This is a genomic window from Janthinobacterium sp. NKUCC08_JDC, from assembly GCF_019345575.1.
In the GTDB taxonomy this organism is placed as follows: domain Bacteria; phylum Pseudomonadota; class Gammaproteobacteria; order Burkholderiales; family Burkholderiaceae_D; genus Janthinobacterium; species Janthinobacterium aestuarii.
In genome coordinates this window covers 55,086-81,225 of the sequence record NZ_JAHKQW010000016.1, presented here as the reverse complement: position 1 = coordinate 81,225, position 26,140 = coordinate 55,086, and the positions used below count along the sequence as shown (strand labels likewise).

Annotated in this window: 22 protein-coding genes; 14 read left to right on the top strand and 8 right to left on the bottom strand. The window is 63.2% G+C overall.

What is annotated here, in order from left to right; all coding sequences use genetic code 11:
* Window positions 1-81 precede the first annotated feature (81 nt).
* Together KO538_RS25790 and KO538_RS25785 are read right to left on the bottom strand one after the other, a co-directional pair.
* Entirely contained in the window at window positions 82-1,011 is a 930-nt protein-coding gene (locus KO538_RS25790; protein ID WP_034754540.1) for a pseudouridine-5'-phosphate glycosidase, read from the bottom strand.
* A gap of 1 nt (window position 1,012) precedes the next feature.
* A complete protein-coding gene (locus KO538_RS25785; RefSeq protein ID WP_219330083.1) occupies window positions 1,013-2,170 on the bottom strand; it encodes a carbohydrate kinase in 1,158 nt (385 codons plus the stop codon).
* 368 nt (window positions 2,171-2,538) lie between these two features.
* Here KO538_RS25785 and xapA point away from each other — a divergent pair, with 368 nt between their 5' ends.
* The 7 genes from xapA (at window position 2,539) to KO538_RS25750 (ending at window position 11,247) form a co-directional block, all read left to right on the top strand.
* Window positions 2,539-3,378, top strand: a complete 840-nt coding sequence (xapA, locus tag KO538_RS25780) for a xanthosine phosphorylase (protein WP_058050228.1) — start codon at window positions 2,539-2,541, stop codon at window positions 3,376-3,378.
* 120 nt (window positions 3,379-3,498) lie between these two features.
* Window positions 3,499-4,692, top strand: coding sequence for a phosphopentomutase (locus tag KO538_RS25775; RefSeq protein WP_219330082.1), 1,194 nt, complete (start codon window positions 3,499-3,501; stop codon window positions 4,690-4,692).
* The gene (gene deoC / locus KO538_RS25770) at window positions 4,689-5,648 is read left to right on the top strand and encodes a deoxyribose-phosphate aldolase (RefSeq protein WP_219330081.1); all 960 of its coding nucleotides are present in this window, start codon (window positions 4,689-4,691) and stop codon (window positions 5,646-5,648) included. Before KO538_RS25775 ends, deoC begins: the two co-directional genes overlap by 4 nt.
* A 12-nt stretch (window positions 5,649-5,660) precedes the next feature.
* Window positions 5,661-8,042: an aldehyde dehydrogenase family protein gene (locus KO538_RS25765; protein WP_374106888.1), complete on the top strand. Its 2,382-nt coding sequence runs from the start codon at window positions 5,661-5,663 to the stop codon at window positions 8,040-8,042.
* A gap of 170 nt (window positions 8,043-8,212) precedes the next feature.
* Window positions 8,213-9,535, top strand: a complete 1,323-nt coding sequence (gene deoA, locus KO538_RS25760; RefSeq protein WP_219330080.1) for a thymidine phosphorylase — start codon at window positions 8,213-8,215, stop codon at window positions 9,533-9,535.
* A gap of 82 nt (window positions 9,536-9,617) precedes the next feature.
* The gene (locus KO538_RS25755) at window positions 9,618-10,025 is read left to right on the top strand and encodes a cytidine deaminase (RefSeq protein WP_034754695.1); all 408 of its coding nucleotides are present in this window, start codon (window positions 9,618-9,620) and stop codon (window positions 10,023-10,025) included.
* A 10-nt stretch (window positions 10,026-10,035) separates the two neighbouring features.
* Window positions 10,036-11,247 (top strand): nucleoside deaminase, encoded by a 1,212-nt coding sequence (locus tag KO538_RS25750; RefSeq protein ID WP_257620584.1) that lies wholly within the window; start codon window positions 10,036-10,038, stop codon window positions 11,245-11,247.
* Here KO538_RS25750 and KO538_RS25745 read toward each other — a convergent pair.
* The 4 genes from KO538_RS25745 to KO538_RS25730 all read right to left on the bottom strand — a co-directional run bounded on the left by KO538_RS25745 (window position 11,244) and on the right by KO538_RS25730 (window position 13,896).
* Window positions 11,244-12,407, bottom strand: a complete 1,164-nt coding sequence (locus tag KO538_RS25745; RefSeq protein WP_219330079.1) for a dipeptidase — start codon at window positions 12,405-12,407, stop codon at window positions 11,244-11,246. The two genes, KO538_RS25750 and KO538_RS25745, sit on opposite strands and share 4 nt — an antisense overlap.
* Window positions 12,408-12,418: 11 nt before the next feature.
* Window positions 12,419-12,841, bottom strand: coding sequence for a VOC family protein (locus tag KO538_RS25740; RefSeq protein ID WP_034754561.1), 423 nt, complete (start codon window positions 12,839-12,841; stop codon window positions 12,419-12,421).
* Between the two features lie 160 nt (window positions 12,842-13,001).
* Window positions 13,002-13,271 (bottom strand): hypothetical protein, encoded by a 270-nt coding sequence (locus KO538_RS25735; RefSeq protein WP_070303416.1) that lies wholly within the window; start codon window positions 13,269-13,271, stop codon window positions 13,002-13,004.
* 142 nt (window positions 13,272-13,413) lie between these two features.
* A complete protein-coding gene (locus tag KO538_RS25730; RefSeq protein WP_034754565.1) occupies window positions 13,414-13,896 on the bottom strand; it encodes a hypothetical protein in 483 nt (160 codons plus the stop codon).
* A 310-nt stretch (window positions 13,897-14,206) separates the two neighbouring features.
* On the opposite strand from KO538_RS25730, the gene KO538_RS25725 reads away from it, so the two are divergent.
* On the top strand, window positions 14,207-15,142 hold the full coding sequence (locus KO538_RS25725) for a choice-of-anchor A family protein (RefSeq protein ID WP_219330078.1): 936 nt from the start codon (window positions 14,207-14,209) through the stop codon (window positions 15,140-15,142).
* Window positions 15,143-15,168: 26 nt separating this feature from the next.
* Here KO538_RS25725 and KO538_RS25720 read toward each other — a convergent pair whose 3' ends face one another.
* Together KO538_RS25720 and KO538_RS25715 are read right to left on the bottom strand one after the other, a co-directional pair.
* Window positions 15,169-15,852, bottom strand: a complete 684-nt coding sequence (locus KO538_RS25720; RefSeq protein ID WP_219330077.1) for a TetR/AcrR family transcriptional regulator — start codon at window positions 15,850-15,852, stop codon at window positions 15,169-15,171.
* Between the two features lie 10 nt (window positions 15,853-15,862).
* Window positions 15,863-17,320 carry a PLP-dependent aminotransferase family protein gene (locus tag KO538_RS25715; RefSeq protein ID WP_219330076.1) on the bottom strand — a complete coding sequence of 486 codons (1,458 nt, stop codon included), beginning with the start codon at window positions 17,318-17,320 and terminating at the stop codon, window positions 15,863-15,865.
* A gap of 199 nt (window positions 17,321-17,519) precedes the next feature.
* On the opposite strand from KO538_RS25715, the gene KO538_RS25710 reads away from it, so the two are divergent.
* The 6 genes from KO538_RS25710 to hydA all read left to right on the top strand — a co-directional run bounded on the left by KO538_RS25710 (window position 17,520) and on the right by hydA (window position 26,131).
* Window positions 17,520-18,836, top strand: coding sequence for an aspartate aminotransferase family protein (locus tag KO538_RS25710; protein ID WP_219330075.1), 1,317 nt, complete (start codon window positions 17,520-17,522; stop codon window positions 18,834-18,836).
* Window positions 18,837-18,918: 82 nt separating this feature from the next.
* A complete protein-coding gene (locus KO538_RS25705) occupies window positions 18,919-20,421 on the top strand; it encodes a CoA-acylating methylmalonate-semialdehyde dehydrogenase (RefSeq protein ID WP_219330074.1) in 1,503 nt (500 codons plus the stop codon).
* Window positions 20,422-20,467: 46 nt separating this feature from the next.
* Window positions 20,468-21,835: an NAD(P)-dependent oxidoreductase gene (locus KO538_RS25700; RefSeq protein WP_219330073.1), complete on the top strand. Its 1,368-nt coding sequence runs from the start codon at window positions 20,468-20,470 to the stop codon at window positions 21,833-21,835.
* A complete protein-coding gene (gene preA, locus KO538_RS25695; RefSeq protein WP_219330072.1) occupies window positions 21,835-23,115 on the top strand; it encodes an NAD-dependent dihydropyrimidine dehydrogenase subunit PreA in 1,281 nt (426 codons plus the stop codon). Before KO538_RS25700 ends, preA begins: the two co-directional genes overlap by 1 nt.
* Before the next feature lie 122 nt (window positions 23,116-23,237).
* Window positions 23,238-24,722: an NCS1 family nucleobase:cation symporter-1 gene (locus tag KO538_RS25690; RefSeq protein ID WP_034754573.1), complete on the top strand. Its 1,485-nt coding sequence runs from the start codon at window positions 23,238-23,240 to the stop codon at window positions 24,720-24,722.
* Window positions 24,723-24,739: 17 nt separating this feature from the next.
* Window positions 24,740-26,131, top strand: a complete 1,392-nt coding sequence (gene hydA, locus KO538_RS25685) for a dihydropyrimidinase (RefSeq protein WP_219330071.1) — start codon at window positions 24,740-24,742, stop codon at window positions 26,129-26,131.
* Window positions 26,132-26,140 lie beyond the last annotated feature (9 nt).

Sequence of the window (26,140 nt, the reverse complement as noted above, 5' to 3'; positions counted from 1 at the left end):
TCCTTGGCGTTGCGTGTTGCTAGGCGATGGAACGGCGCGCGGACCCGTGAAGGTGCGCGCGCTTTCTTTACAGCAGTCCTATTATCGTGCCACGACCGCCTGCATGGCAATGGCCAGTGCCGTGCCGACTTGCGCATTGTGCTTGACCAGCGCGATATTCGTCGCCAGGCTGCGGCCATCCGTCAGCTGCTTGATGCGCGAGAGCAGGAATGGCGTGACTTGCTTGCCCTTTACGCCGCCTGCATCCGCTTCCTGCAGCGCTTGCGCGGTGATGGCATCGATCTCTTCCTTGGGCATCGCTTGCGCGGCCGGCACGGGGTTGCTGACGACCACGCCGCCTGTCAAGCCCAGCTGCCACTTGGTGCCGATGAACGCGGCTTGTTCGGCGGCCGTATCGAGGCGGAAATCGGCCTTGAAGCCGCTTTCGCGCGTAAAGAAGGCAGGAAAACCTTCCTGGCCCACGCTGATGACGGGCACGCCATGCGTTTCCAGGTATTCCAGGGTCAGGCCGATGTCGAGGATGGATTTGACGCCCGCGCAGACGACGGCCACCGACGTTTGTGCCAGTTCCTGCAAGTCGGCGGAAATATCGAAGCTCGTTTCCGCGCCGCGGTGCACGCCGCCGATGCCACCCGTGACGAACACGGAAATACCGGCCAGTTCCGCGCAGATCATGGTGGCGGCAACGGTGGTGGCGCCCAGCTTGCCTTGCGACAGGACGAACGGCAGGTCGCGGCGGCTGACCTTCATGGCGTCGGGCGAGGTGCCCAGCAATTCCAGCTGGTCGGGCGACAGGCCCACGCAGATCTTGCCGCCGATGATGGCGATGGTGGCCGGCACTGCGCCGCCATCACGGATGATCTGCTCCACTTCGCGCGCCATTTCCACGTTTTGCGGATACGGCATGCCGTGCGAAATGATGGTCGATTCCAGCGCCACGATGGCCTTGCCGGCGGCGCGCGCGTCGAGCACTTCTTGCGAGAACAAGAGGAAATTCTGTAATTGGGTCATGTCAGTCCTGTTGAAAGAGGGTAGGTGGGGGCGGCGCCAGATCGGCGTCGTCAATGTTGTCGAGTGCGCCAGCGGAAATCTGGGGCGAGACGGTGGCGGCCGATTCCAGGGTCATGGCGGCCAGCTTCAGGCCGCGCCGGCAGGCCAGTTTCAAATCGCTGCTGTCGTGGTACAGCGACCAGCAGACGGCGGCGGAAAACGCGTCGCCGGCGCCCGTCACGTCGACGGCGTCCACTTCGCGCGCGGCCAGGTGGACGATAGGCGCGTCCAGGCTGTCGCCATCCGTGAAATACACGCCTTCGCTGCCGCAGGTGACGATCACCTGGCGCGCGCCCTGGCGCTGCACTTCGCGGCAGGCGGCGCGCAGATCGGTTGCCGTGGGCAAGGCCCGCGCCACGCGCGTTTCCAGTTCGCCACGGTTGAGTATCAGCAAGTGCAAGCCCGACAGGTCTTGCGGCAAGTGCGCCATCTTCGGCTTCGAGACGGCGACGATGACGAGCGGCGTCGCGTGAGCCCCATCCTGGCGGGCATCGGCCAGCAGGGCCTGCACGCTGTCGTGGCCCAGGTTCAGGTCGCAGACGGTGAGGGCGGCGGCGGCGCGCTGCGGCTGGCGGCTATGCAAAAAGGCGGGCGTCAGCTGTTCATACAGTTGCATGTTGGCCATCGCCAGCAGCATTTCGCCATGTTCGTCGAGCACGGCCGTGTAGGTGCCGCTGCTGGTATTGCTCAGATGCAAGCTGCCGCGCATGTCGATGCCCGCGTCTTCCGCGTGCGTCTGCAGGGCGTGGCCGGCCGCATCGTCGCCCAGCGCCGTCAGCAGGGCCACGGGGATCGACAAGCGGGCCAGGTTTTCCGCGATGTTGCGGCCCACGCCGCCAAACACTTCTTCCGAGCGCACGGGATTCGAGGTGCCCATCTGCAGGGTCGCCAGGGTGCGCATCTTGCGGTCGAGGTTGGCGGCGCCGATGCACAGCACGGGACGGCTGTCGGGCAGTACATAGGCGCGTCCCAGCAGGCGCCGCTCGCGGATCAATCCGGCGATGTGGCCGGCGACGGCCGAGCGCGACAAGCCCAGTTCGCTCGCCAGGTCTTGCTGCGAGATGAAGGGGTTGTTACGGATCAGCGTGTACAGCTGGTCTTTTTTATTGGTATCGGTCACAGGGGTTTTCGCTGGGGTTTAAACATTTGTCTGGAACTGTAAACATTTGTCCTGTCAGTGTCAAGCTCGTGTCAAGTGTGCATGAAAAACCTTCGTATGGAGCTTGTATGCATGCATTTTCCGGGGATGGCAGGCAGGGGCTAGCCTCGACTATAATGTCGGCCATTTATATTTGAATTGTATAAATGGGCAAGAAAAATGGTATTTGCCATACATATTCCGTTTGATGCATAGTGGCGGCAAATAGTGGCAATACGCATCTGGATAGTCCAGTAACACCCATACATACCCGATACCTGGGCGCGATATTTTGCCTATACCGTCGCGCAGGCAGCAACCCATCATCAATAGTCAATCAGAGGATAACCATGTCGAACAACACCCCTTTCCACGCCGCCGAAATCATCCGTGCCCGCGCTCCTGAAAATTTCAAGCCGCGCGTGGCGATGATCCTCGGCTCCGGCCTGGGTGTGTTGGCCGAGCAGATGACGGACGCCGTCAGCATCAGCTTTGACGAATTGCCGGGCTTCCCGATCAGCACCGTGCACGGCCATGCCGGCGAACTGGTGATCGGCACCCTGTCGGGCGTCGCCGTCGTCTGCATGAAGGGCCGTGGCCACTTCTACGAAGGTTATGGCATGGGCGTGATGACGAGCGCCATCCGCACCCTGAAACTGCTGGGCTGCGAAATGCTGTTCGTCACCAACGCGGCCGGTTCCCTGCGCCCTGAAGTGGACGCCGGCAGCCTGGTGGCCATCAGCGACCACATCAACCTGCTGCCAGGCACGCCGATGGTCGGCCCGAACGACGACCGCTTCGGCCCGCGCTTCTTCAGCATGGCCAACGCCTACGATGCGGACCTGCGCAATCTGGTCAAGGACACGGCTGCCGCGAACGGCATCACCCTGCACGAAGGCGTGTTCGTCGCCTACCCTGGCCCGAACTTCGAGACGGCCGCCGAAATCCGCATGATGGCCCGCCTGGGCGCCGACACGGTCGGCATGTCGGTGGTGCCGGAAGTGGTGTCGGCCCGTCATTGCGACCTGAAAGTGGTGGGCGTATCGGTGATTACCAACCTGGCCGAAGGCATGTCGCCATTCGCCCTGTCGCACGAGCAGACCCTGAAATACGCGGCCATCGGCGCGAAAGACCTGGTCAAGCTGATCCTGGCTTTCCTGGCCACCGTGGCCGCCAAACCGCAAGCCTAAGCACTTTTCTTGACGCAGTAGCGGCGCGCCACTTAGCGGCGCTGCCGCGCGGCAGGCCGGGAAAATCCGGCCTACACTGTTTGCATCATCTTCGCATCACTCCATAAAGCGAGCCTTATCATGTCACGCGCATTTATCCTCCTGCTTGATTCCTTCGGCCTTGGCGCGACGCCAGACGCCGCCAAGTATGGCGACGCAGGTGCCAATACCTTTGGCCACATTGCCAGCACTGTCGCCAAAAGCGGCAAGACCTTGAAACTCCCGAACATGGAACGCCTGGGCCTGGGCGCTGCGGCGCACCTGGCCAGCGGCGAATGGGCCATGGGCTTCGACCAGCGCGACGGTTTTACCGGTGCCTACGGCGCGGCGCGCGAGCGCTCCACCGGCAAGGACACGCAGAGCGGCCACTGGGAAATCGCCGGCGTGCCCGTCGAATTCGACTGGGGATATTTTCCCCGTACCACGCCATCGTTCCCGGCCGACCTGACCGACAAGCTGAAGGCCTTGTCCGGCGTTCCCGGCTTCCTCGGCGACTGCCATGCCTCGGGCACGGACATCATCAACAAGCATGGCGACGAGCACGTCGCCACCGGCAAGCTGATTATCTATACGTCGGGCGACTCGGTGATGCAGATCGCCGCGCACGAAGAATCGTTCGGCCTCGAGCGCCTGTACGCAGTGTGCGAAATGGCCTTCAAACTGGTCGAGCCGTACAACATCGGCCGCGTCATCGCCCGTCCGTTCACGGGCAGCAATGGCAACTACACGCGCACCTCCAACCGTCACGACTACGCCGTCGCGCCACCCGCGCCGACCCTGCTCGACCACGTCAAGAATGCGGGAGGCGAAGTCGTCGGCCTGGGCAAGATCAGCGACATTTTCGCTACCCAGGGCATCTCCAGAGTCGTCAAGGGCGTCGACAATATGGCGCTGTTCGAAGCGCTGTTGAAGACGGCCGATGAAGTGCAGGACAAGTCGCTCACCTTTGTGAACTTCGTCGATTTCGACCAGGCGTTCGGCCACCGCCGCAACGTCGAGGGCTATGCCGACGCGCTGCGCGAAATGGATGCGCGCCTGCCGGAATTCATGGCCAAGCTCAAGAAAGGCGACCTGGTCGTGATCACCGCCGACCATGGCTGCGACCCCACCTGGCACGGCTCCGACCACACCCGCGAACACATACCGATGATCTTCTTCGGCCCCGGCGTCGCCCCGCGCGCACTGGGCATTTCCGAGACCTTCTCCGATATTGGCCAAACCCTCGCCAAACACCTTGGCGTACCACCACTTGCTAATGGAACCAGCTTGTTATGACACTCATGCATCCCGAATTCAAGCGTAACGAGGCCGTTGGTCTCGACCTGGGCTGGATCAACCAGATCCGCGTCAACCGCGCCGCGACAGACCGCCGCGCGGCCAGCCTGGCAAACCGCCGTACCGTGAAAAAGGAATACCAGGCCGCCTGGCTGGTGAAAGCCATCCAGATGATCGACCTGACCACCCTGGGCGGCGACGATACGCCGGGCCGAGTGGAACGCCTGTGCATGAAGGCCATGCGCCCGCTGCGCGCCGACCTGATGGACGCGCTGGGCCTGACCGACTTGAGTACCGGCGCCGTGTGCGTGTACCACGAGATGATCCAGCCGGCCGTGAAAGTCATCCAGGGCCGCTTGCCCATCGCCGCCGTATCGACGGGTTTCCCGGCCGGCCTGACGAGCATGGAAACGAAGCTGCGCGAGATCGAGCTGTCGGTCGCCGCAGGCGCTTCCGAGATCGATATCGTCATCACGCGCCAGCACGTCCTGAACGGCAACTGGCAAGTGCTGTACGACGAAATGCTCGCTTACCGCCAGGCGTGCGGCGAAGCGCACGTGAAGGCGATTCTCGCCACGGGCGACTTGCTGACCATGGAAAACGTGGCCAAGGCGTCGTGGGTCTGCATGATGGCCGGCGCCGATTTCATCAAGACTTCCACCGGTAAAGAGGGCGTGAACGCCACCATTCCCGTGGCCCTGACGATGGTGCGCACGATCCGCGAATACCACGAGCAGACGGGCTTCCAGGTGGGCTTCAAGCCGGCCGGCGGCGTCAGCTCGGCCAAGAGTGCGCTGCAATACCTGACCCTGATGAAGGAAGAGCTGGGCAACGAATGGCTGCAGCCGCACCTGTTCCGCATCGGCGCTTCCAGCCTGCTGACCGACATCGAGCGCCAGCTCGAGCACTACGTCACCGGCAGCTACTCGGCCAATCATCGTCACGCACAACCTTAAAGAACAATCGTCATGCCAACAATTAACGAGATTCTCAATACTATGGACTACGGCCCTGCTCCCGAAAGTCAAAAAGAAGCGCAGGCGTGGCTCGATGGCCACCAGCGCACATTCGGTTTGTTCATCGACAATGCCTGGAGCGCGCCGGCGGAACTGTTCGCCTCGACCAATCCTGCCGACGGCACGCAGCTGGCCGAACTGACGCAAGCGACCGACGCCGACGTGGAACGCGCCGTCGACGCGGCGCGCCGCGCGCTGCCCGTATGGCAGGGCATGGGCGGCCACGGCCGCGCGAAAGTCATGTACGCACTGGCCCGTTTGCTGCAAAAGCATTCGCGCCTGTTCGCCGTGCTGGAAACCCTGGACAACGGCAAGACCATCCGCGAAACGCGCGATATCGATCTGCCGCTGGCCGCGCGCCATTTCTACCATCACGCCGGCTGGGCGCAGCTGCAGTCGGAAGAGTTCGCCGACTACCGCGCCGTGGGCGTGGTAGGTCAGATCGTGCCGTGGAATTTCCCCCTGCTGATGCTGTCGTGGAAAATCGCTCCGGCCCTGGCGGCCGGTAACACGGTCGTCTTCAAGCCGGCGGAATTCACGTCGCTGACCGCCATGCTGTTCGCCGAACTGTGTTTGCAGGCGGGCGTGCCGGCCGGCGTCGTCAACATCGTCACCGGCGACGGCCGCGTGGGCTCGGCCATCGTCAACCATCCTGGCGTCGACAAGATCGCGTTTACGGGTTCCACGGAAGTGGGCCGCCTCATTCGCGAGGCGACGGCCGGCAGCGGCAAGAAGCTGTCGCTGGAACTTGGCGGCAAGTCGCCGTTCATCGTCTTTGAAGACGCGGACCTCGATGGCGCCGTGGAAGGCCTGGTCGATTCGATCTGGTTCAACCAGGGACAAGTGTGCTGCGCCGGTTCGCGCCTGCTGGTGCAGGAATCGGTCCAGGAACGCTTCCTGAACAAGGTACGCGCCCGCATGGAAAACCTGCGCCTCGGCTCGCCCCTGGACAAATCGATGGACGTGGGCGCGCTGGTCGATCCGGTGCAGCGCCAGCGCATCGCCGCGCTGGTCGATTCGGCCCGCGCCGAAGGCTGCGACGTGTGGCAACCGGCGTGCGAACTGCCGGCTGACGGTTCGTGGTTCCCGCCGACCCTGATCACGGGCGCGTCGACCTCGGCCGCCGTGGCGCAGGCTGAAATCTTCGGCCCCGTGCTGGTGGCCATGAGCTTCCGCACGCCGCCCGAAGCGGTGCAGCTGGCGAACAACACGGTGTACGGCCTGGCCGCCAGCGTGTGGACCGAGTCGATCAGCCTGGCCCTCGATATCGCTCCCGCCATCAAGGCTGGCGTGGTGTGGATCAACAGCGCCAACCAGTTCGATGCGGCGTGCGGCTTCGGCGGCTACCGCGAATCGGGCTTCGGCCGTGAAGGCGGCCGCGAAGGCATGCTGGAATACATGACGGCCCTGGCCGAAGATGCGCGTCCGGCCTTGCCGGTGGTGGAGGCGAAAGCCAAGGCCAACGTGAAGCCGGCGGCAGCCGATCCGTTTGCCATCGACCGCACGGCCAAGATGTACATCGGCGGCAAGCAGGCGCGCCCTGACAGCGCCTACAGCGCACCCGTCTTCGGCGCAAACGGCGCCCTGCTGGCCGAAGTGGGCGTGGGCAGCCGCAAGGATATCCGCAACGCCGTCGAAGCGGCCCATAAAGCGTCCGGCTGGACCAGCGCCACGGCGCACAACCGCGCGCAAGTGCTGTACTACATCGCCGAAAACCTGGCAGCGCGCGCCGACGAATTCGCCGTCCGCATCGCCGCCATGACGGGCAGTAAAAATCCCGAGAAGGAAGTGCAGGCATCGATCGAACGCCTGTTCTACTACGCCGCCTGGGCCGACAAGTACGACGGCCTGGCGCACCAGCCGCCAACCAAGGGCATCACCGTGGCGCTGAACGAAGCGGTTGGCGTGATCGGCATCGTCTGCCCGAATGAAGCGCCGTTACTCGGCTTCATTTCGCTGGTGGCGCCGGCCATCGCGCTGGGCAACCGCGTGGTGGTGGTGCCGTCGGAAGCGCATCCGCTCTCCGCGCTGGACCTGTACCAGGTCTTCGATACGTCCGACCTGCCGGGCGGCGTCGTCAACATCATCAGCGGCAACGCCGATGAACTGGCGCGCACCCTGGCCACGCACGCCGACATCGACGCCGTCTGGCGCCATGACGGATCCGCTGACGGTTGCGCTGAAGTCGAGCGCCTGTCGGCCGGCACCCTGAAACGCACCTGGGTCGGCGGCGCCAAGGGCCGCGACTGGTACAGCGCTGCCCAAAGCGGCGGCCGCGCCGTGCTGGCGCATGCGTCGCAAGTGAAAAACGTGTGGATTCCTTACGGCGTCTAAGTTTGTAAAGCAGGATAGTGGGGCCGGTTCTTCCGCGCAGCGATGCGCCGGGGCGCCGGCCCCAAGTTGCTTTCGCCAGCAAGGCGTGTAGGTCGGATTAGCCCGCAGGGCGTAATCCGACAAGGCCGCTGGATCGACATCAGCATTTGAATAGGACATCGGGAGCTATCATGTTTCTAACTCAGGAAATTATTCGCAAGAAGCGCGACAAGGGCGTATTGAGCGCCGAGGAAATCCAGTTTTTCGTGCGCGGCATCACTGACGGCAGCGTCAGCGAAGGGCAGATCGCGGCGCTGGGCATGGCTGTCTATTTCAACGACATGAACATGGACGAGCGCGTGGCGTTCACCCTGGCCATGCGCGATTCCGGCCACGTGCTGGACTGGCGTTCGCTGAACCTGCCTGGCCCCATCGTCGACAAGCATTCGACGGGCGGCGTGGGCGATGTGGTCTCGCTGCTGCTGGGTCCCATGGTCGCTGCATGCGGCGGCTACGTGCCGATGATCTCGGGCCGCGGCCTGGGCCACACGGGCGGTACCTTGGACAAGTTCGACGCCATTCCAGGCTATTGCACGGTGCCGGACAATGCACTGTTCCGCAAGGTGGTGCAGGATATCGGCGTGGCCATCATCGGCCAGACGGCGCAGCTGGCGCCGGCCGACAAGCGCTTCTACAGCATCCGCGACGTCACCGCCACGGTGGAATCGGTGGCCATGATCACCGGCTCCATCCTGTCGAAGAAACTCTCGGCCGGCCTGGACGCGCTGGTGATGGACGTGAAAGTGGGTTCGGGCGCCTTCATGCCGACGTACGACAAGTCGGTGGAGCTGGCCGAGAGCATTGTCGCCGTCGGCAATGGCGCGGGCATGCAGACGTCGGCCATTCTGACGGACATGAACGAGTCGCTGGCGCCGTACGCGGGCAATGCGCTGGAAGTGCGCGGCGCCATGGATTACCTGACGGGCCGTTCGCGTCCCGCGCGCCTGCACGAAGTGACATTGGCGCTGTGCGCCGAGATGCTGGTGCTGGGCGGCCTTGCCGCCACCGAAGAGGAGGCGCGCGTGAAATTGATGGCGGCACTCGATTCGGGTGAAGCGGCCGAGCGCTTCGCGCGCATGGTGTCGGCCCTGGGCGGCCCGGCCGATCTGGTCGAACATCCGGACAAGCACCTGGAACAGGCGCCGTTCATCGTGCCGGCACCGGCGCTGTCGGCCGGCTTTGCCAACGTGCGCGATTGCCGCGCCATCGGCCTGGCCGTCGTGGCCCTCGGTGGTGGCCGCCGCCGCCCGACGGACAGCATCGATTTCGCCGTCGGCCTGACGGACCTCGTGGGCCTGGGCGAGCCAGTGTCCGTGGGCCAGCCGCTGGCCATGGTGCACGCGCGCACGGCAGCGGCGGCGCAGCAAGCCGTCAGGGAAATCCAGGAAGCGTATGCCATCAGCGCGGTGGCGTTGACGGGCAATCCCGTGATTTACCGTACCATTCGACCATAACTTAACCCTAGAGGCAAAATCTGGGGTCAGACCCTGAGGGTCTGACCCCGGCCTTTCGCGGGTTTTACAGATAGATAATCAAATGAACAACCAAGAACTGATCGCCGAAGCCAATGCCGGCCGTGAACTGGCCTACGCGCCATACTCGCGTTTCAAGGTAGGCGCGGCTCTGCTGTGCAAGGATGGCCGCGTCTTCCGTGGCTGTAATGTGGAAAACGCCGCCTATGGCTTGTGCAACTGCGCCGAGCGCACGGCGTTTTTCAGCGCCATCGCGCATGGCTGCAAGCCGGGCGACTTTGCCAAGCTGGCCGTCACGGGTGACACGGCCGAACCGATCTCGCCATGCGGCGCCTGCCGCCAGGTGATCTTCGAGATGGGCGGCGCCGACTTGCCGGTGATCCTGACGAACCTGAAAAACGATGTCATGGAAGTGACGGCCGGCTGGCTGCTGCCGCACGGCTTCGGCAATTCCGACCTGGACATGAAGTAACAGGATCCGCTTGAACAAGACGATAGACATCCAGGCCGCCGTGGCGATTGCCGCGGCCGAAGCCATGGCAGCGAAGACGCAGGGCACGTTCGGCGTGGGTGGCGTGCTGCTCGACGGCGCCGGCAACGTGCTGCAATCGATGCACAACAACGTCGTGCGCCAGGGGCTGGTATTTGACCCCACGGCGCATGGCGAGCGCCAGCTGGTCGATTGGTATTTCGCCGAGCGGGCCAAGGGCGTGACCTTGCCGCCGCCGGGGGAACTGACCATCGTCACCTCGCTCGACCCGTGCTGCATGTGTACGGGGGCGATTCTGGCGGCCGGTTTCAACGTGGTGGTAGCCGCGCCCGACGTCAAGGCGGGCATCAATTACGATGGCAGCGCCATGTTCACGGCCTTGCCGGCGCCGCTGCAGGCGCAGGCGGGACGCAGCTTTTGCTATCCGGCCGTGCGCGGCGCCACCGAATACGCCCGCGCGCCGTCCGGCGCCGCGCCCAAATCTTTTTTCATCGGCAAGAGCATCCACGAGGCGACGCAGGCACTGTGCTCGCTCGTGTTCGAGTCGACATCGGCGCAGGTGATGCAGCTGCTGAACGCGGGCGACGACGTGTCCCTGCGCGATCCGGCCACCTTGCCATCCGAGCATGCCGTGGTGCGCGCCTTGCGCCGCCGCTATCCGGACGCCCTGACTTACCGTTGTGAACCGCATGCGCCCGATGCGGGCCTGGCGCCCTTCCTGCAGGCGGCCATGGAGCAGGATGTGCGCGATGGCGGGCAGGGCGACGCTGCCGCCTTGCTCGACTCCTTCGGCAACCTGCTGCTATGCATGCCGGGAAAATTGTCGCAATCGGTCATCCGCACGCCGTTCATGGAATGCACGCGCCAGTACGCCCAGCTGCGCTTTGAGTTGATGGCAAGCGCGGATCCTGCGCTGCAGGAAGACATCAAAAGCTACCTGGGCCACCCCAAGCACGGCACCTTCGTGCTGGCCATCGGCCCGGACGACAGCGCCGCCAGTTTCATGACCCTGGGCGCCTACGGCTCCACCATGGAAGGGGCGCTGCCGGAGAATAATCCCGCGCAATTCCAGTACGTGCGCCCGGCCATGGGGGAGGACGCGCTGCTGGCGCTGTGCGAGTCGATGCCGCCGCTGTACCGCAAGCTGATACGCATCCGGCCGCGCCAGGTGGCGAGCGAGGACTTGATCAGCGCACTGGCCTAGGTGTCATCGTCCGGCAGGTTTTTCAGCAAGAAGTCGCGCACGTTTTCACCGGCCACGCGGCGCACTTGCGCTTCCGACAGGCCTGCGTCGAGCAGCGCCTGCGTCAAGCGCGGCAAGCCCGTCGCATCGATGGCCGTAGTGACGGCGCCGTCGAAGTCCGAGCCATAGGCCACATGTTCGGCGCCGATCAGTTTTACCGTGTACTTGATGGCGCGCGCGATGGACGCCACGTCCTTGCCGCAGACGGCCGTATTCCAGAAGCCGATACCCACCAGGCCACCCTGGGCGGCGATGCGTTTCAACTGTGCGTCGCTGAGGTTGCGGCCGTTGGCGCAAGTGCCGCGCACGCCCGTGTGCGACACCATCACGGGGCGTTTCGCCATCGTCAACACGTCGTCGATGGTGGCCGGCGAGGCGTGCGCCAGGTCGACGATCATCTTGCGCTGCTCCATGGCGCGCAGCCATTGCTTGCCCAGCGGCGTCAGGCCGTCTTTCTTCAAACCATGCTGGGAGCCGGACAGTTCCGTATCGAAGAAATGCGTGGGCGCGGCCATGCGGTAGCCGGCCCGGTACAGGGTGTCGAGGTTGTCCAGCTTGCCTTCCAGCGCATGCGCGCCTTCCAGGGTCAGCCAGCCGGCCAGCAGGGCGGGGTCTTTTTCGCGCGCGGCGATGAAGCTGCGCAACTGGGCGCGGCTGCCGATGACCCGGACCTTGCCATCGCTCTTGGCCGCTTGCTGGCGCAGCTCATCGGCCTGGTAAGTGGCGCGCGCCAGCAGGCTGTTCCAGGTGGCGGGCGGCAAGCCTTGCGCCACCACGAGCGCCGTGATGTTGTCCGTGTCGCTGCCATTGCGTTCGATATTCATCTTGCGCGGCGTCTTGGTGACGACGGAAAACGCTTGCAGCGCTACGTTGGCGCGCTGCAGGCGGGGGAAGTCGACATGCCCGCGCTGGCTGTCGCGGTTCAGATTGCGTTGCCACAGCAGGCTGTCGGCGTGCAGATCGGCGATCCACAGGCTCTCGTGCAGGGTTACAGTGGCTGCCGATGGCGCCTTGCCGGACGGGGGATGGACGCGGTTGAGATGTTCGTCGACGAGGACGGGAGCGGACAGGAAACCGCCGATCAGCGCAAGGCTGGCGGCGGTGAGGCTACTGATAATCATTGTTCTCCGTTTTACCATGGATCGTAGGTGCCCAGGCTCCAGATGTGGCCTTCCGGGTCGCGGCAGGTAAAGCCCCGTCCGCCGTAATCTTCATCCTTGATGTCGAGCACGATTTCGGCGCCCGCTTCGCGCGCGCTGCGGTAGACGGCGTCGGCATCGCTGACGACCAGGTAGCAGCTTTGCGTGTTGGCGCCGCCGATGTCGCCGGGCAGTTTCATCAGGCGGCCATAGTCGCTGTCGATGGCGGGCGCCACCATGACCATGCCATTGCCAAAGCTCAGTTGCGCATGGGCGACGCCACCGTTGCCGTCAGGCACGATCAATTGTTTTTCAAAGCCGAGCGCCTTGCACAGCCATTCGATGGCGGCGGGCGCATCGCGGTAGCGCAGGCAGGGAATGGTCGTCGCTGCTGTCGCTTTTGCTGTCGTGGTCATCAGAAAACTCCTATGGCTGTGGGGGAGTAGCTTCGATCATGGATCCTGCGTGGCGTTCCATATCCCTGCCATCCATGGGGATGGGCTTGACGCCCGTCAGTGCTGCGCCCATCCATAGTGCCATAGAACAATCATTGTCCTCTTGCCACGACACAAATTTTTATTGCGGCGACTGCTGCGAGCCCGGTACTTTTTCGTCTGCGCCGGCATCGTCGCTGTTGCTTGCCCATTTCAGCAGCATGACGAGGGCAAACAGCATGATGGCCAGCGGCAAGATGGTGATCAGGAACGCCAGGCCCAGGCAGCATACCAGCAGCATGGGCCAGGGCATGGCGCGCAAGGCTGCCATGCCCTGGCGCGTGTAAGCGCACAGCTCGTTCCAGAAAGCGCTGAAGGAAGTGCTGCCCGGTGCCGAATTGATGTCTTTCATGCCGTTCTCCTGTCGTGTGGGTGCCGCTGCCGTATGCATGCTGGCAATGAATCCACTATAGGCAAAACCTTGCTGCCGAGCATCGCGTATGCGACGAATGGCAGGAATGGCGGAGCGAACGGCGACAGGCAGGGACAAACGGCTATTCGAATACCTTGAGTTTCAGCTGGAAACTGAGCGCGCCATACAGGCGGTCCTTGTAGGACGGCACGATGGCGATATTCACGCCCACGCGCTGGTATTCATAGCTGATGGTGGGGACGAGGGCGGGGAACCAGCCGCCATCGCGCATCTTCGGATAGCCGCTGAAGCCGCCAACGACGGCGCCGATGCGCAGCGGGCCCACCTTGATCGGCTGGTAGTACACGCCCAGGTAATTCGAGTAGGCGCGGTCGCTATTGTAGAAGCGGCCAGCTGTGACCGACGCGACCGTGGAAAAGCGGTATTCGGCGCCCAGGCCCGGATTGCTGTCGTTCAGGTTCTTGTCGCGCTGAAAGTGATATGAGTAAAAGCCCGCGTTGAGCCAGGTTTCGCTGAGCGGCTGGTTGTCGATCATGTTAAACACATCGGCGTGCGCGCCGCAGGCATATGCCAGCATCAGTGCGCCTAGGGACAATCGTTTCATGCGTGCTTCATCCTTATGATTTCGTACTCTGTGGGCCGGCCTGGTCTGGCGCTGCCGCGATCGTATCACCAAGTTGGCTGCGCTTCTAAGCAATATTGAAAGTGCAGAACAGGCGGCTGTTTGCCCGTCTGTTCAAAGCGTCATCGGGACGGCTAACGCGTTCTCCGGGCAGCGATAGGAGAATGATTCTCATTGTGCAACTGTGTTTGCATTATTGTTACAAAAATTGTTGGTTTGCGACATATCAAAGTCAATGGATATGATATTCTGGCGTCAAGTTAATTTTCTTTTTGGAAATAAAATGTCAATCATGCCTAAATCATCATTCGTACTCGTTCTGTCGACCGTGTTTGCCGCCAGCGCCGCGCAAGCCGGTGTTGTCGATTTGGGCATCGGTGGCGCCAATTTATATTCCCTGAGCAACTTCAGCGCGTCCGGCAGCGATGTCGAAGGCGGCGTGCTGGTGGCCGGTAATCTGACGGCATCGAACTATTCCGTCAATGACAAGAACAAGGACGCCTACGTCACGCACGGTAATACCGGCTATGCGCTGGTCGTTGGCGGCAACCTGAACTACAGCTCCGGTTCTATCAAGAACGGCAATTACTTTGTGGGCGGCAGCACGACGACGAGCAGCGTGGGCCTGAACACGGCGACCAAGACGATGGCGTCGCCCGTATCGTTTGCATCGACCTCGGCCCAGCTGAAAAATACCTCGGCCTCGCTGGCGAACGTGGCATCCACGGGCAGCAGCTCCGTGGCCTACGGCGGCATGACCCTGAAGGGCGGCACGGGCGGCGTGCAAGTGTTCGACCTGACTTCCGCGGCGCTGGGCTCGGTGAACAACTTCAAGTTCAGCAACCTGCACACGAACGACACCCTGATCCTCAATATCAGCGGCACGAACGTGAACCTGTCCGGCGGCTACGGCGATTTCAGCAAATACAATGTGCTGTACAACTTCTATGAAGCGCAGACGATCACCCTGAACGGCGTGGGCCTGTACGGCAGCGTCCTGGCGCCGCTGGCGACCATGGCCGGTGGTAACGGCCAGATCAACGGCGACGTGGTCGTGGGTAACTGGGCTTCGAACATCCAGGTCAACGCCAGCCACTCTTTCAACGCCACCAACGTGGCCGGTTATGTCTCGGCCGTGCCGGAACCGGAAACCTATGCGATGCTGCTGGCAGGCCTGGGCCTGGTTGGCTTCATGGCGCGCCGCCGCAAGAGCAAGACGGCAGCGTAACGTTCGCGCTGTTCGGGAAACCGCCTTCAAGGCGGTTTTTTTTCGCCTGCCGGCGGCATGGACACGGCCGCCAGCACCATGTGCGCGATCAGGATTTCCGCATCCTCGTAATCCTTGCGCGTGAGCTGCCTGCGTTCCAGCACCAGGGCCATCTGCGCCGAAAAATCCGCATACGATTGCGTCATGGCCCAGATGGCGAACATCAGGTGCGTGGCGTTGACGGGCGCGATCCTGCCGGCCGCGATCCACGCTTCGAAGACGGCGATATCCTTGCGCAGCAGGGGCACGACCCGGTCGCGTATCTGCGCGCCGTACAGGGGCGCGCCATTGATTACTTCCAGCGCATACACGCGCGAAGCCCATGGCTGTTCGCGCGAAAAACGCAGCTTGGCGCCGATGTAGGCGCGCAGCACGTCGCGCGGTTCGTCGTGTGCATTGGCCAGCATGTCCATGCGCGCCAGCCAGTCGTCGAGCACGTCGTCGAGCACGCGCTGGTACAGCAGCTGCTTGGACGGGAAGTAATACATGAGGTTCTGCTTCGACAGGCCGGCCCGCTCGGCGATCGTGGCGATCGACGCGCCTTCATAGCCGCTTTCCGCAAACGCGCGCACGGCTTGCTCGAGGATATCCGCTTCCAGGCGGTCGCGGTTTTGCAGGCGCCGGCCGCCGGCATTTTTCACGAGAAGGGCAGGGGATTTGTCGCTGGCCATGGCGGGTTCTTTAGCGTGGGCGTATCGATTGCAGGAATGCCTGCAGCACGGGTGTATCGGTGTAGGCCACGTTGAAGCGGAACCACACCGTCTCGGGCGCGCGCAGCATGAAAAATTCGTTCGGCGACAGCAGGATGCCCGCCTTCAAGGCCATGTCGGCGATGATCTTGCCATTCCATTCCGGCGTCTGCACGTCGGGCCAGCCGGCGCTGACGAACATGCCGCCGCGCGGACGCGCCACGGGCGCCATGCCCGCCTGCGCCAGGCAGTCGATGCTGCGCTCGCGGGCCGCATCGAGCTGCGCCACCAGCCGCTCCACCATGCGCTTGTAGGGCCGCGCGGACACGGCGTGGTAGACGGCGCGCTCGTTGATTTCCGACGTCGTCAACCCCGCCAGCATCTTCACGCGCACCAGTTCCGCCACCAGCGACGGCGAGGCGCAAATCGATCCCACGCGCAGCACGGGCGAGAGTGTCTTGGAAAAACTGCCCACGCGGATCACGCGGCGCAAGCCATCCATGGCCGCCAGCGACGCTTCGCCGCGTGCCGCCAGTTCGCGGTAGATATCATCTTCCACCAGCCAGAAATCGAATTGCTCGGCCAGTGCCAGCAGACGGTGCGTCTGCGCCTGGCTGAGCGAAGTGCCGAGCGGATTTTGCAGCACCGTGTTGACGAACATGAGTTTCGGCTGCGTGCGCGCCGCCTCGCTGGCCAGCGTATCGAGGTCGAGGCCCGCCTCGCCGCGTGCAATGCCCACGGGGATGCAGCCGTGGTGGCGTATCAGCGACTGCAGATTGCTGTAGCCGGGGTCTTCCACCAGCACCGTGTCGCCCGGCTTGGTCAGGCTGCGCAGGATCAGATCGAAGGCATGCGTGGCGCCATGCGTCAGCAAGACCTGGTCCGGTTCCACCTGGAACAGCTCTTCCGACAGGCTGCTGGCCAGGTGCTGGCGCAGCGAGGGAAAACCGAGCGGGTGGCCATAGCCGCGCAGCCTGCTGGCTGGAATGCGCATGGCCTGGCGCACGGCATCGAGCACGGTCGCCTCGCCATACATTTCGGGCGGCAGCCAACCCGCGCCCACGGGCAGGGCATCGGACACGCCCGAATACAGATCGGGCGTGAGGGCGTCGATGGCGGTGGGGCTAGCGTGCACGGCGGCCTGCGGCGAGGCGGCGATATCGTGGCGCGCGACGAAATAGCCGGAACCGCGGCGCGACGACAGCAAGCCGAGGTTGACCAGGCGGTCGTACGATTCGACGACGGTAAACGTCGACACGCCATTGCAGCGGGCGAACTGGCGCACGGACGGCATGCGCGTGCCGATGCGCAGGGCGCGGCTGCCCACCATGACGCTGATGGCGATGACGATCTGCTCGACCAGGCCGCCCTTCTTCTGGCGGTCGATGTCGAGCACGGGCCAGCCACTGGCGTTACCTTCGCCCTCGTCCTGCTTCACGTTGTGCGTCACCGGTGGCTCCTTTGCTGCCTTGCACAAAACTGTAGTGGTTTTTCGACCTGTACGGTTGGGATACTTTGCCGTTTGTGTATCTGTGCCATTGAGGATGGCCTGTCTATTATTACATCAGCTTTTTGCCAACTGGTAAATTATTTTACGCATCGTCAAAAACGATCCTGGCCCCGCGCCAGCCCATCCCAAGGAGAAGGTCATGAATGAAACAAGGCCGGAATCGATGTCGGCATTCTGGATGCCGTTTACGAATAACCGTGATTTCAAGGCCAACCCGCGCTTGCTCGTGTCGGCCGAAGGCATGTACTACAAGGACGTCGATGGCAACGCCATCCTCGATGGGACGGCCGGCCTGTGGTGCGTGCCGTGCGGCCATGCGCAGCCGAAAATCGTCGGCGCCATCCGCGAGATGGTGGGCCAGCTGGACTTCGCGCCCACCTTCCAGATGGGCCATCCGGCCGCCTTCGACCTGGCGGAAAAACTGATGGATTACACGGGGCATAAATTTGGCCACGTCTTCTACACCAACTCCGGTTCCGAGGCCGTCGACACGGCGTTGAAGATCGCGCTGGCCTACCACAGGGCGCGCGGCGAGGGTGCACGCACCCGATTGATCGGCCGCGAACGCGGTTATCACGGCGTGGGTTTCGGCGGCATTTCCGTGGGCGGCATCGCAGGCAACCGCAAGACCTTCGGCCCCCTGCTGCCCGGCGTGGACCACCTGCCGCACACGCATAACCTGGACAAGAATGCCTACACGGTGGGCGAGCCCGAATATGGCACCCACCTGGCTGATGAACTGGAACGCATCGTCGCCCTGCACGACGCGTCGACGATCGCCGCCGTCATCGTCGAACCGGTGGCTGGTTCCACGGGCGTGCTGATCCCGCCGAAAGGCTATCTGAAACGCTTGCGCGAACTATGCACCAAGCACGGCATCCTGCTCATCTTCGATGAAGTCATCACGGGCTTCGGCCGCATGACGACACCGTTCGCGGCTGATTATTTCGACGTCGAGCCGGACCTGATGACGACGGCCAAGGGCCTGACCAACGGCATGGTGCCGATGGGCGCCGTGTTCAGCAAAAAATACATCCACGACGCCTTCATGGACGCGCCAGCCGGCATCGAACTATTCCACGGCTACACGTATTCGGGCCATCCGCTCGCCTGCGCCGCTTCGCTGGCGACCCTGCAAGTGTTCGAGGAACAGGACATCCTCGGCCACGCCAAAGCGATGCAGGCGTATTGGAGCGACGCCGTGCATTCCCTGAAAGGCTTGCCGCACGTGATCGACTTGCGCAGCATCGGCCTGATCGCCGGCATCGAGCTCGATCCCATCGCCGGCAAACCCGGCACGCGCGCCTTCAACGCCTTCAAACAGGCCTTCGCCGACGGCGTGTTGATACGCACGACAGGCGACATCATCGCCCTGTCGCCACCGCTGGTGATGGAAAAACAGCATATCGATGAGCTGTTTGGCAAGCTGGCCAAGGTACTCAAAAATCTCGATTGAACGGCAAACCCAAAACAACATCCGGGGTCAGACCCGCCGGGTCTGACCCCAGCCTCTGCCCTTGGGGTTAAAAAGGAACACCATGAACGATCTCGACACGATTACCCACTACATCAACGGCGCCAAAGTCGACACCCAAAGTGGCCGCTATGGCGACGTCTACAACCCCGCCCTCGGCGAACCCGTGGCCAGGGTAGCGCTGGGCACCGTGGAAGACGTGGACGCGGCAGTGCAGGCGGCCGCCGCCGCCTTTCCCTCGTGGTCGGCCACGCCGCCATTGACGCGTGCGCGTGTCCTGTTCCGCTATCTGCAGCTGTGCCAGCAGCACACGGACGACTTTGCCGCCATGCTCACGCGCGAGCATGGCAAGACCTTTGCCGATGCGCAGGGCGAAGTGGCGCGCGGCATCGAGATGGTGGAATTTGCCGTCGGTATTCCGCAGCTGCTGAAAGGCGAATTCACGGACCAGATTTCGCGCGGCATCGACGCCTGGTCCATGCGCCAGGCGCTCGGCGTGGTGGCCGGCATCACGCCATTCAATTTCCCCGTGATGGTGCCGATGTGGATGTTCCCCGTCGCTATCGCCTGCGGCAATACCTTCGTCTTGAAACCGTCGGAGCGCGATCCGTCGGCGTCCCTGCTGCACGCGAAACTGCTGAAAGAGGCGGGCTTGCCCGATGGTGTCTTCAACGTGGTACAGGGAGATAAAGTGACGGTCGACGCCCTGCTTGATCACCCTGTCGTGCAGGCGATCAGCTTTGTCGGCTCCACGCCAATCGCCGAATACATCTATGCGCGCGGCAGCGCCAGCGGCAAGCGCGTACAAGCGTTGGGCGGCGCGAAGAATCACATGGTGGTGATGCCCGACGCGGACATGGACATGACGGTCGATGCGCTGATCGGTGCGGCCTACGGTTCGGCGGGCGAGCGCTGCATGGCCATCTCCGTGGTGGTGGCCGTGGGCGACGCGGGCGACAAATTGATCGATGCACTGGCAACGCGCACGGCCGCACTGAAAGTGCGCGACGGCATGGAGGATGGTGCGGAAATGGGACCGGTCGTGTCCCTGGTCGCCAAGCAGCGCATCGAAAAACTCATCGCCTCGGGTGTGGAGCAGGGTGCGACTCTGGTCGTCGATGGCCGCAACCATGTGGTGCCGGGCCGCGAGAACGGCTTCTTTGTCGGCGGTACTTTGTTCGACCACGTCACGCGCGACATGAGCATCTACAAGGAAGAAATTTTCGGCCCCGTGCTGTGCGTGCTGCGCTGTCCTGACGTGGTGCACGCGGTGGAACTGATCAACGCCAACGAGTATGGCAACGGCGTGGCCATCTATACGCGCGATGGCGGCGTGGCGCGCGAATTCGTGCGCCAGATCCAGGTCGGCATGGTGGGCGTCAACATTCCCTTGCCCGTGCCGATGGCCTTCAACAGTTTCGGCGGCTGGAAGCGCAGCATGTTCGGCGACCACCACGCGTATGGCCCCGAAGGCGTGCGTTTCTACACGCGCCACAAGGCCGTGATGCAGCGCTGGCCGAACACGGCAAGCGCTGGTGTGGAATTTGCTTTTCCCCAGATGAAGTAAGGGTTTCAAATCACAAGCCGGCCGCACATAACAAGAGGAATACGCGATGATCGAGTCTTTGAACTATTTGCCGCATCCCGCCCTGTCCAACGAGGAACTGGCGGGCCATTTCACGGACCTGACGCCGCCGCTCACGGCACGCCAGGCCGCCATCGAAAGCGCCCGCTGCCTGTATTGCTACGATGCGCCGTGCAGCCGCATCTGTCCGTCGGAAATCGACGTGGCCAGCTTCATCCGCAATATCCACGACAAGAACATCAACGGCGCCGCCGCCGGCATCCTGAAACAGAACATCCTGGGTGGCAGCTGCGCCAGGGTCTGCCCGACGGAAATCCTCTGCGAAGACGTCTGCGTGCGCAACCACGACGCGGAAGGCCAGCCCGTCAAGATCGGCCTCTTGCAGCGCTACGCCGTCGACCACATGCATTTTGCACAGCACCCTTTCAAGCGGGCGGCCGCCACGGGCAAGACCGTTGCCATTGTCGGCGCGGGCCCTGCCGGCCTGTCGTGTGCGCACCGCCTGGCCATGCTGGGCCACGACGTGGTGATCTTTGAAAAGGAAGGCAAGGCAGGTGGCCTCAATGAATACGGCATCGCCAAGTACAAGCTGACGGACGACTTTGCGCAAAAGGAAATCGACTTCCTGCTCGACATCGGGGGCATCGAGATCCGATGTCGCCAGGCGCTGGGCGAGAACGTGCAGCTGCGCGATTTGCACGCGCAGTACGACGCCGTCTTCCTGGGCCTGGGCCTGGGCGCCAGCCGCAAGCTGGGGCTGACGGGCGAGGATGCGCCGGGCTTGCTGGCCGCCGTCGATTACATCGCCGCGCTGCGCCAGGCGGACGACCTGGCCGCGCTGCCCGTGCCGAAACGGGCGATTGTGATCGGCGCCGGCAATACGGCCATCGACATGGCCGTGCAGATCCAGCGCTTGGGCGCCGAGGAAGTCACGCTCGTCTACCGGCGCGGTTTCGACGCCATGACGGCCACCCACCATGAACAGGAAATCGCCAAGGCGAACCAGGTGCGCATGCTGACGTGGGCCCAGCCGCAGCAAGTGCTGCTCGACGCTGGCGGCAAGGTGGCCGGCATGCGTTTCGAAAAAACGGTCATGCAGGGCACGCGTCTGGCGGGAACGGGGGAAACGTTCGACGTGGCGGCCGGCGCCATCTTCAAGGCCATCGGCCAGAGCCTCGACACGGAAGTACTGCATGACCCGATGGCGTCGCTGCTGAAACGCGAAGGCGACAAGATCGCCGTTGATGCGGGTTGTCGCACGGTGCTGCCGGGGATTTACGCGGGCGGCGATTGCGTGGCGCCGGGGCAGGACTTGACGGTGCAAGCCGTCCAGCATGGCAAGCTGGCCGCACTGGCCATCCATTCCGATTTGTTCAATAAAGTGGAGGCTGCATAATGGCTGATCTCAGCATCGAATTTTGCGGCATCAAGGCGCCGAATCCCTTCTGGCTGGCGTCCGCACCGCCGACCGACAAGGCCTACAACGTGGTGCGCGCGTTCGAAGCAGGGTGGGGCGGCGTCGTGTGGAAAACCCTGGGCGAAGACCCGGCCGCCGTCAACGTCTCGTCGCGTTATTCCGCCCTGTACGGCAAGAACCGCGAAGTGGTCGGCTTCAACAATATCGAGCTGATCACCGACCGCTCGCTGGAGATCAACCTGCGCGAAATCACGCAGGTGAAAAAGGACTGGCCCGACCGTGCCATGATCGTCTCGCTGATGCTGCCTTGCGAAGAACACTACTGGGCCGACATCCTGCCCAAGGTCGAGGCGACGGGGGCGGACGGCATCGAACTCAATTTCGGCTGCCCACACGGCATGCCGGAGCGGGGCATGGGCGCGGCCGTGGGCCAGGTGCCCGAGTACGTGCAGATGGTCACCGCCTGGTGCAAAAAGCACAGCCGCTTGCCCGTCATCGTCAAGCTCACGCCCAACATCACGGACGTGCGCATGCCGGCGCGCGCGGCCAAGGCGGGCGGCGCGGATGCCGTCTCGCTGATCAACACCATCAACTCGATTACCTCGCTGGACCTGGACCGCATGGTGGCCCTGCCCATCGTGGGTGGCGCCAGCACGCACGGCGGTTATTGCGGCTCTGCCGTCAAACCGATCGCACTGAACATGGTGGCGGAAATCGCCCGCGATCCGCAGACGCGCGGCTTGCCCATATCCGGTATGGGCGGCATCGGCAACTGGCGCGACGCGGCCGAATTCATCGCCCTGGGCGCCGGCTGCGTGCAGGTGTGCACGGCCGCCATGCTGCATGGTTTCCGCATCGTCGAAGAGATGAAGGATGGCCTGTCGCGCTGGATGGATGAAAAGGGTTATGAACGCATCAGCGACTTTTCCGGCAAGGCCGTGGCCAACACGACGGACTGGAAATACCTGGACATGAATTACCAGGTCATCGCGCAGATCAACCAGGACGACTGCATCAAATGCGGCAAGTGCTACGTGGCTTGCGAAGACACGTCGCACCAGTCGATTGCGCAGCTGATCGACGCCGCCGGCACGCGCACCTATGAGGTGATCAAGGATGAATGCGTGGGCTGCAACCTGTGCGAAATCACCTGTCCGGTGCAGGGCTGCATCACGATGGTGCCGCAGATCACGGGCAAGCCATACATGAACTGGACGCAGGATCCGCGCAACCCTCGGGCATTGGCGGAGTCGGCATAGGGCACGCTTATTGCGTGCGTTTTATTTGTAAACAGCGGCCGGCCTTTGCGGTAAGCTAGATTGACTTAAAGGTCGCGCCGTTTCTATAAAACCGATCCCCTCCCAACCGATGGAGCATACCTGTGAACCACGACTATTCAGGCAACACGCAACTCTGGAATGAAGACCTGGCGCCCACCACGGCGGCGCAGCGCACCTGGCGCTGGTATCACTTTGCCGCGCTGTGGGTGGGCATGGTGATGTGCATTCCCGCCTACACCCTGTCGGCCAGTTTGATCGACAGCGGCATGTCCGGTTACCAGGCCGTGCTCACGGTATTTCTCGCCAACGCCATCGTGCTCCTGCCCATGCTGCTGATCGGCCATGCCGGCACCAAGTACGGCATCCCGTATGCCGTGCTGGCGCGCGCCTCGTTCGGCACCATGGGCGCGCGCTTGCCGGCCCTGATGCGCGCCATCGTCGCCTGCGGCTGGTACGGCATCCAGACCTGGTTCGGCGGGCAGATGATCTACACCCTGATGGGCGTACTGGTGGGCCATGAACTGGGCGGCGAAAAGATCGCGGGCCTGGGCATCAATGGCAGCCAGCTGCTGTGCTTTTTGGCTTTCTGGGCCATCCAGTTCTATTACATCCTGCATGGCATGGAATCGATCCGCAAGCTCGAAACCTATACGGCGCCGCTGAAAATCCTCATCTGCTTCGTGCTGCTGTACTGGGTGCACAGCAAGGCCGGCGGCGTGGCCAGCCTGCTGGACCAGCCATCGCAGTTCATCCCCGGCGGCAAAAAGGCGGGCCAGTTCTGGAGCGTCTTCTGGCCATCCTTGACGGCCATGGTGGGTTTCTGGGCCACCCTGGCATTGAACATCCCCGATTTCACGCGCTTCGCCAAGACGCAGCGCGACCAGGTGATCGGCCAGTCGATCGGCTTGCCCGTGCCCATGGGTCTCCTGGCCATGCTGGCCGTGATCGTCACGGCAGGTTCCGTCGTCATGTACGGCAAGGCCATCTGGGATCCAGTCGACCTGGCCAGCCGCATGACGGGCGCCGCCGTGCTGATCGCCCTGATCATCCTTTTGATCGATACGGTCAGCGTCAACCTGGCGGCCAATCTGGTGGGCCCGGCGTACGACTTTTCCTCGCTGGCGCCGAAGCAGATTTCGTACAAGATGGGTGGCTACATCACGGCCTTCATCGCCATCGTCATGATGCCGTGGAAGGTGCTCGAGTCGACGCAGGGCTATATCTTCACGTGGCTGATCGGCTACTCGGCTCTGCTGGGACCCATCGCCGGCATCCTCATCGTCGACTATTATTTTGTGCGCAAGACGCAGCTTGATGTGAAGCAGCTGTACCGCGACGACGGCGTCTACTCGTACGGCAATGGCTGGAACATGGCGGCGCTGATTGCCTTTGTCATCGCCGTGCTGCCGAACATCCCCGGCTTTTTGAATGCGGCCTTTCCCGCGGCGTTTCCCGGCGTGGCCGAAGGCTTCAAAACCATCTACACCTACGCCTGGTTCGTGGGCGTGGCCATCGCCGCCGTCGTGTACGGCGCCATGATGAAGGGCAAGGCCGTGGCGCACGTGCAGCAGGCGCCGCAGTCGTAATCACTGAAGGAGACAAGATGACTACACTGATACGTGGCGGTACCGTCGTCAACGCCGACCGCGCGTTTCGCGCCGATGTGCTGATCGAGGGCGACATCATCGCCGCCGTCGGCGAGAACCTGCCGGTGCCGGCAGGTGCTACCTTGATCGACGCGGGCGGCCTGTACGTGATGCCGGGCGGGATCGATACGCACACGCACATGAACTTGCCCTTCATGGGCACGGTGACGTCCGACGATTTTTTCACGGGCACGGCGGCGGGGCTGGCAGGCGGCACCACGACCATCATGGATTTCGTCATTCCCGCGCCGAAGCAATCCTTGATCGAGGCCTATCACCAGTGGCGCGAGTGGTCGGCCAAGGCGGCCGGCGACTACACCTTCCACGTGGCGATCACATGGTGGAGCGAGCAGGTACATGCGGAGATGGGCACCCTCGTGCGCGAGCATGGCGTGAACAGCTTCAAGCATTTCATGGCCTATAAAAACGCCATCATGGCCGACGATGAAACCCTGGTGAAAAGCTTTACCCGTTCGCTGGAACTGGGGGCGCTGCCCACCGTGCATGCGGAAAACGGCGAGTTGGTTTTTCAGTTGCAGCAAGCGTTGCTGAAAAAGGGGATCACCGGACCGCAGGCGCATCCGCTGTCGCGCCCACCGGCCGTGGAAGCGGAGGCGGCCAACCGCGCCATCGCCATTGCCAACGTCCTCAATACCCCCGTGTACATCGTGCATGTCTCGTGCGCCGAGTCGCTCGACGCCATCACACGGGCGCGTGCCAACGGCCAGCGCGTGTATGGCGAGGCGCTGGCGGGCCACTTGGTGATCGACGACAGCGTCTACCAGAGCGATGATTTCGATTACGTGGCCGGCCACGTCATGAGCCCGCCATTCCGCGGCAAGCACCATCAATCGGCCCTGTGGCATGGTCTGCAAAGCGGCAACCTGCACACGACGGCCACCGACCACTGTACCTTCTGCGCCGAGCAGAAGGCGGCCGGCAAGGACGACTTCACGCGCATCCCGAACGGCTGCGGCGGCGTCGAGGAACGCATGGCCGTCGTGTGGGACGCTGGCGTCAATTCCGGCATGCTCACGCCTTCCGAATTCGTCAAGGTCAGTTCCACCAATGCGGCGCAGATCTTCAATATGTATCCGCGCAAGGGTGTCATCGCCGCAGGCAGCGATGCCGACATCGTGCTGTGGGACCCGCAGGGCACGCGCACCATTTCCGCCGCCACGCAGTTCGCCAAGGGAGGCTTCAATGTCTTCGAAGGGCGCACCGTGCGCGGCATCCCCAGCACCACGATTGCCGCCGGCAAGGTGGTGTTTCACCAGGGCGAACTGATGGCCGTCGAAGGGGCCGGGCGCTATATCGAGCGTCCCGCCTTTTCCGCCACGACAGCATAAGGAGTTGAC

What these genes read in the sequence shown, in the direction of transcription:
- KO538_RS25790 (WP_034754540.1), bottom strand. Translation starts at nt 1,011, where the DNA reads ATGACCCAATTACAGAATTTCCTCTTGTTCTCGCAAGAAGTGCTCGAC.
- xapA (WP_058050228.1), top strand. Translation starts at nt 2,539, where the DNA reads ATGTCGAACAACACCCCTTTCCACGCCGCCGAAATCATCCGTGCCCGC.
- KO538_RS25775 (WP_219330082.1), top strand. Translation starts at nt 3,499, where the DNA reads ATGTCACGCGCATTTATCCTCCTGCTTGATTCCTTCGGCCTTGGCGCG.
- deoC (WP_219330081.1), top strand. Translation starts at nt 4,689, where the DNA reads ATGACACTCATGCATCCCGAATTCAAGCGTAACGAGGCCGTTGGTCTC.
- KO538_RS25765 (WP_374106888.1), top strand. Translation starts at nt 5,661, where the DNA reads ATGCCAACAATTAACGAGATTCTCAATACTATGGACTACGGCCCTGCT.
- deoA (WP_219330080.1), top strand. Translation starts at nt 8,213, where the DNA reads ATGTTTCTAACTCAGGAAATTATTCGCAAGAAGCGCGACAAGGGCGTA.
- KO538_RS25755 (WP_034754695.1), top strand. Translation starts at nt 9,618, where the DNA reads ATGAACAACCAAGAACTGATCGCCGAAGCCAATGCCGGCCGTGAACTG.
- KO538_RS25745 (WP_219330079.1), bottom strand. Translation starts at nt 12,407, where the DNA reads ATGATTATCAGTAGCCTCACCGCCGCCAGCCTTGCGCTGATCGGCGGT.
- KO538_RS25740 (WP_034754561.1), bottom strand. Translation starts at nt 12,841, where the DNA reads ATGACCACGACAGCAAAAGCGACAGCAGCGACGACCATTCCCTGCCTG.
- KO538_RS25735 (WP_070303416.1), bottom strand. Translation starts at nt 13,271, where the DNA reads ATGAAAGACATCAATTCGGCACCGGGCAGCACTTCCTTCAGCGCTTTC.
- KO538_RS25730 (WP_034754565.1), bottom strand. Translation starts at nt 13,896, where the DNA reads ATGAAACGATTGTCCCTAGGCGCACTGATGCTGGCATATGCCTGCGGC.
- KO538_RS25725 (WP_219330078.1), top strand. Translation starts at nt 14,207, where the DNA reads ATGCCTAAATCATCATTCGTACTCGTTCTGTCGACCGTGTTTGCCGCC.
- KO538_RS25720 (WP_219330077.1), bottom strand. Translation starts at nt 15,852, where the DNA reads ATGGCCAGCGACAAATCCCCTGCCCTTCTCGTGAAAAATGCCGGCGGC.
- KO538_RS25710 (WP_219330075.1), top strand. Translation starts at nt 17,520, where the DNA reads ATGAATGAAACAAGGCCGGAATCGATGTCGGCATTCTGGATGCCGTTT.
- KO538_RS25705 (WP_219330074.1), top strand. Translation starts at nt 18,919, where the DNA reads ATGAACGATCTCGACACGATTACCCACTACATCAACGGCGCCAAAGTC.
- KO538_RS25700 (WP_219330073.1), top strand. Translation starts at nt 20,468, where the DNA reads ATGATCGAGTCTTTGAACTATTTGCCGCATCCCGCCCTGTCCAACGAG.
- preA (WP_219330072.1), top strand. Translation starts at nt 21,835, where the DNA reads ATGGCTGATCTCAGCATCGAATTTTGCGGCATCAAGGCGCCGAATCCC.
- hydA (WP_219330071.1), top strand. Translation starts at nt 24,740, where the DNA reads ATGACTACACTGATACGTGGCGGTACCGTCGTCAACGCCGACCGCGCG.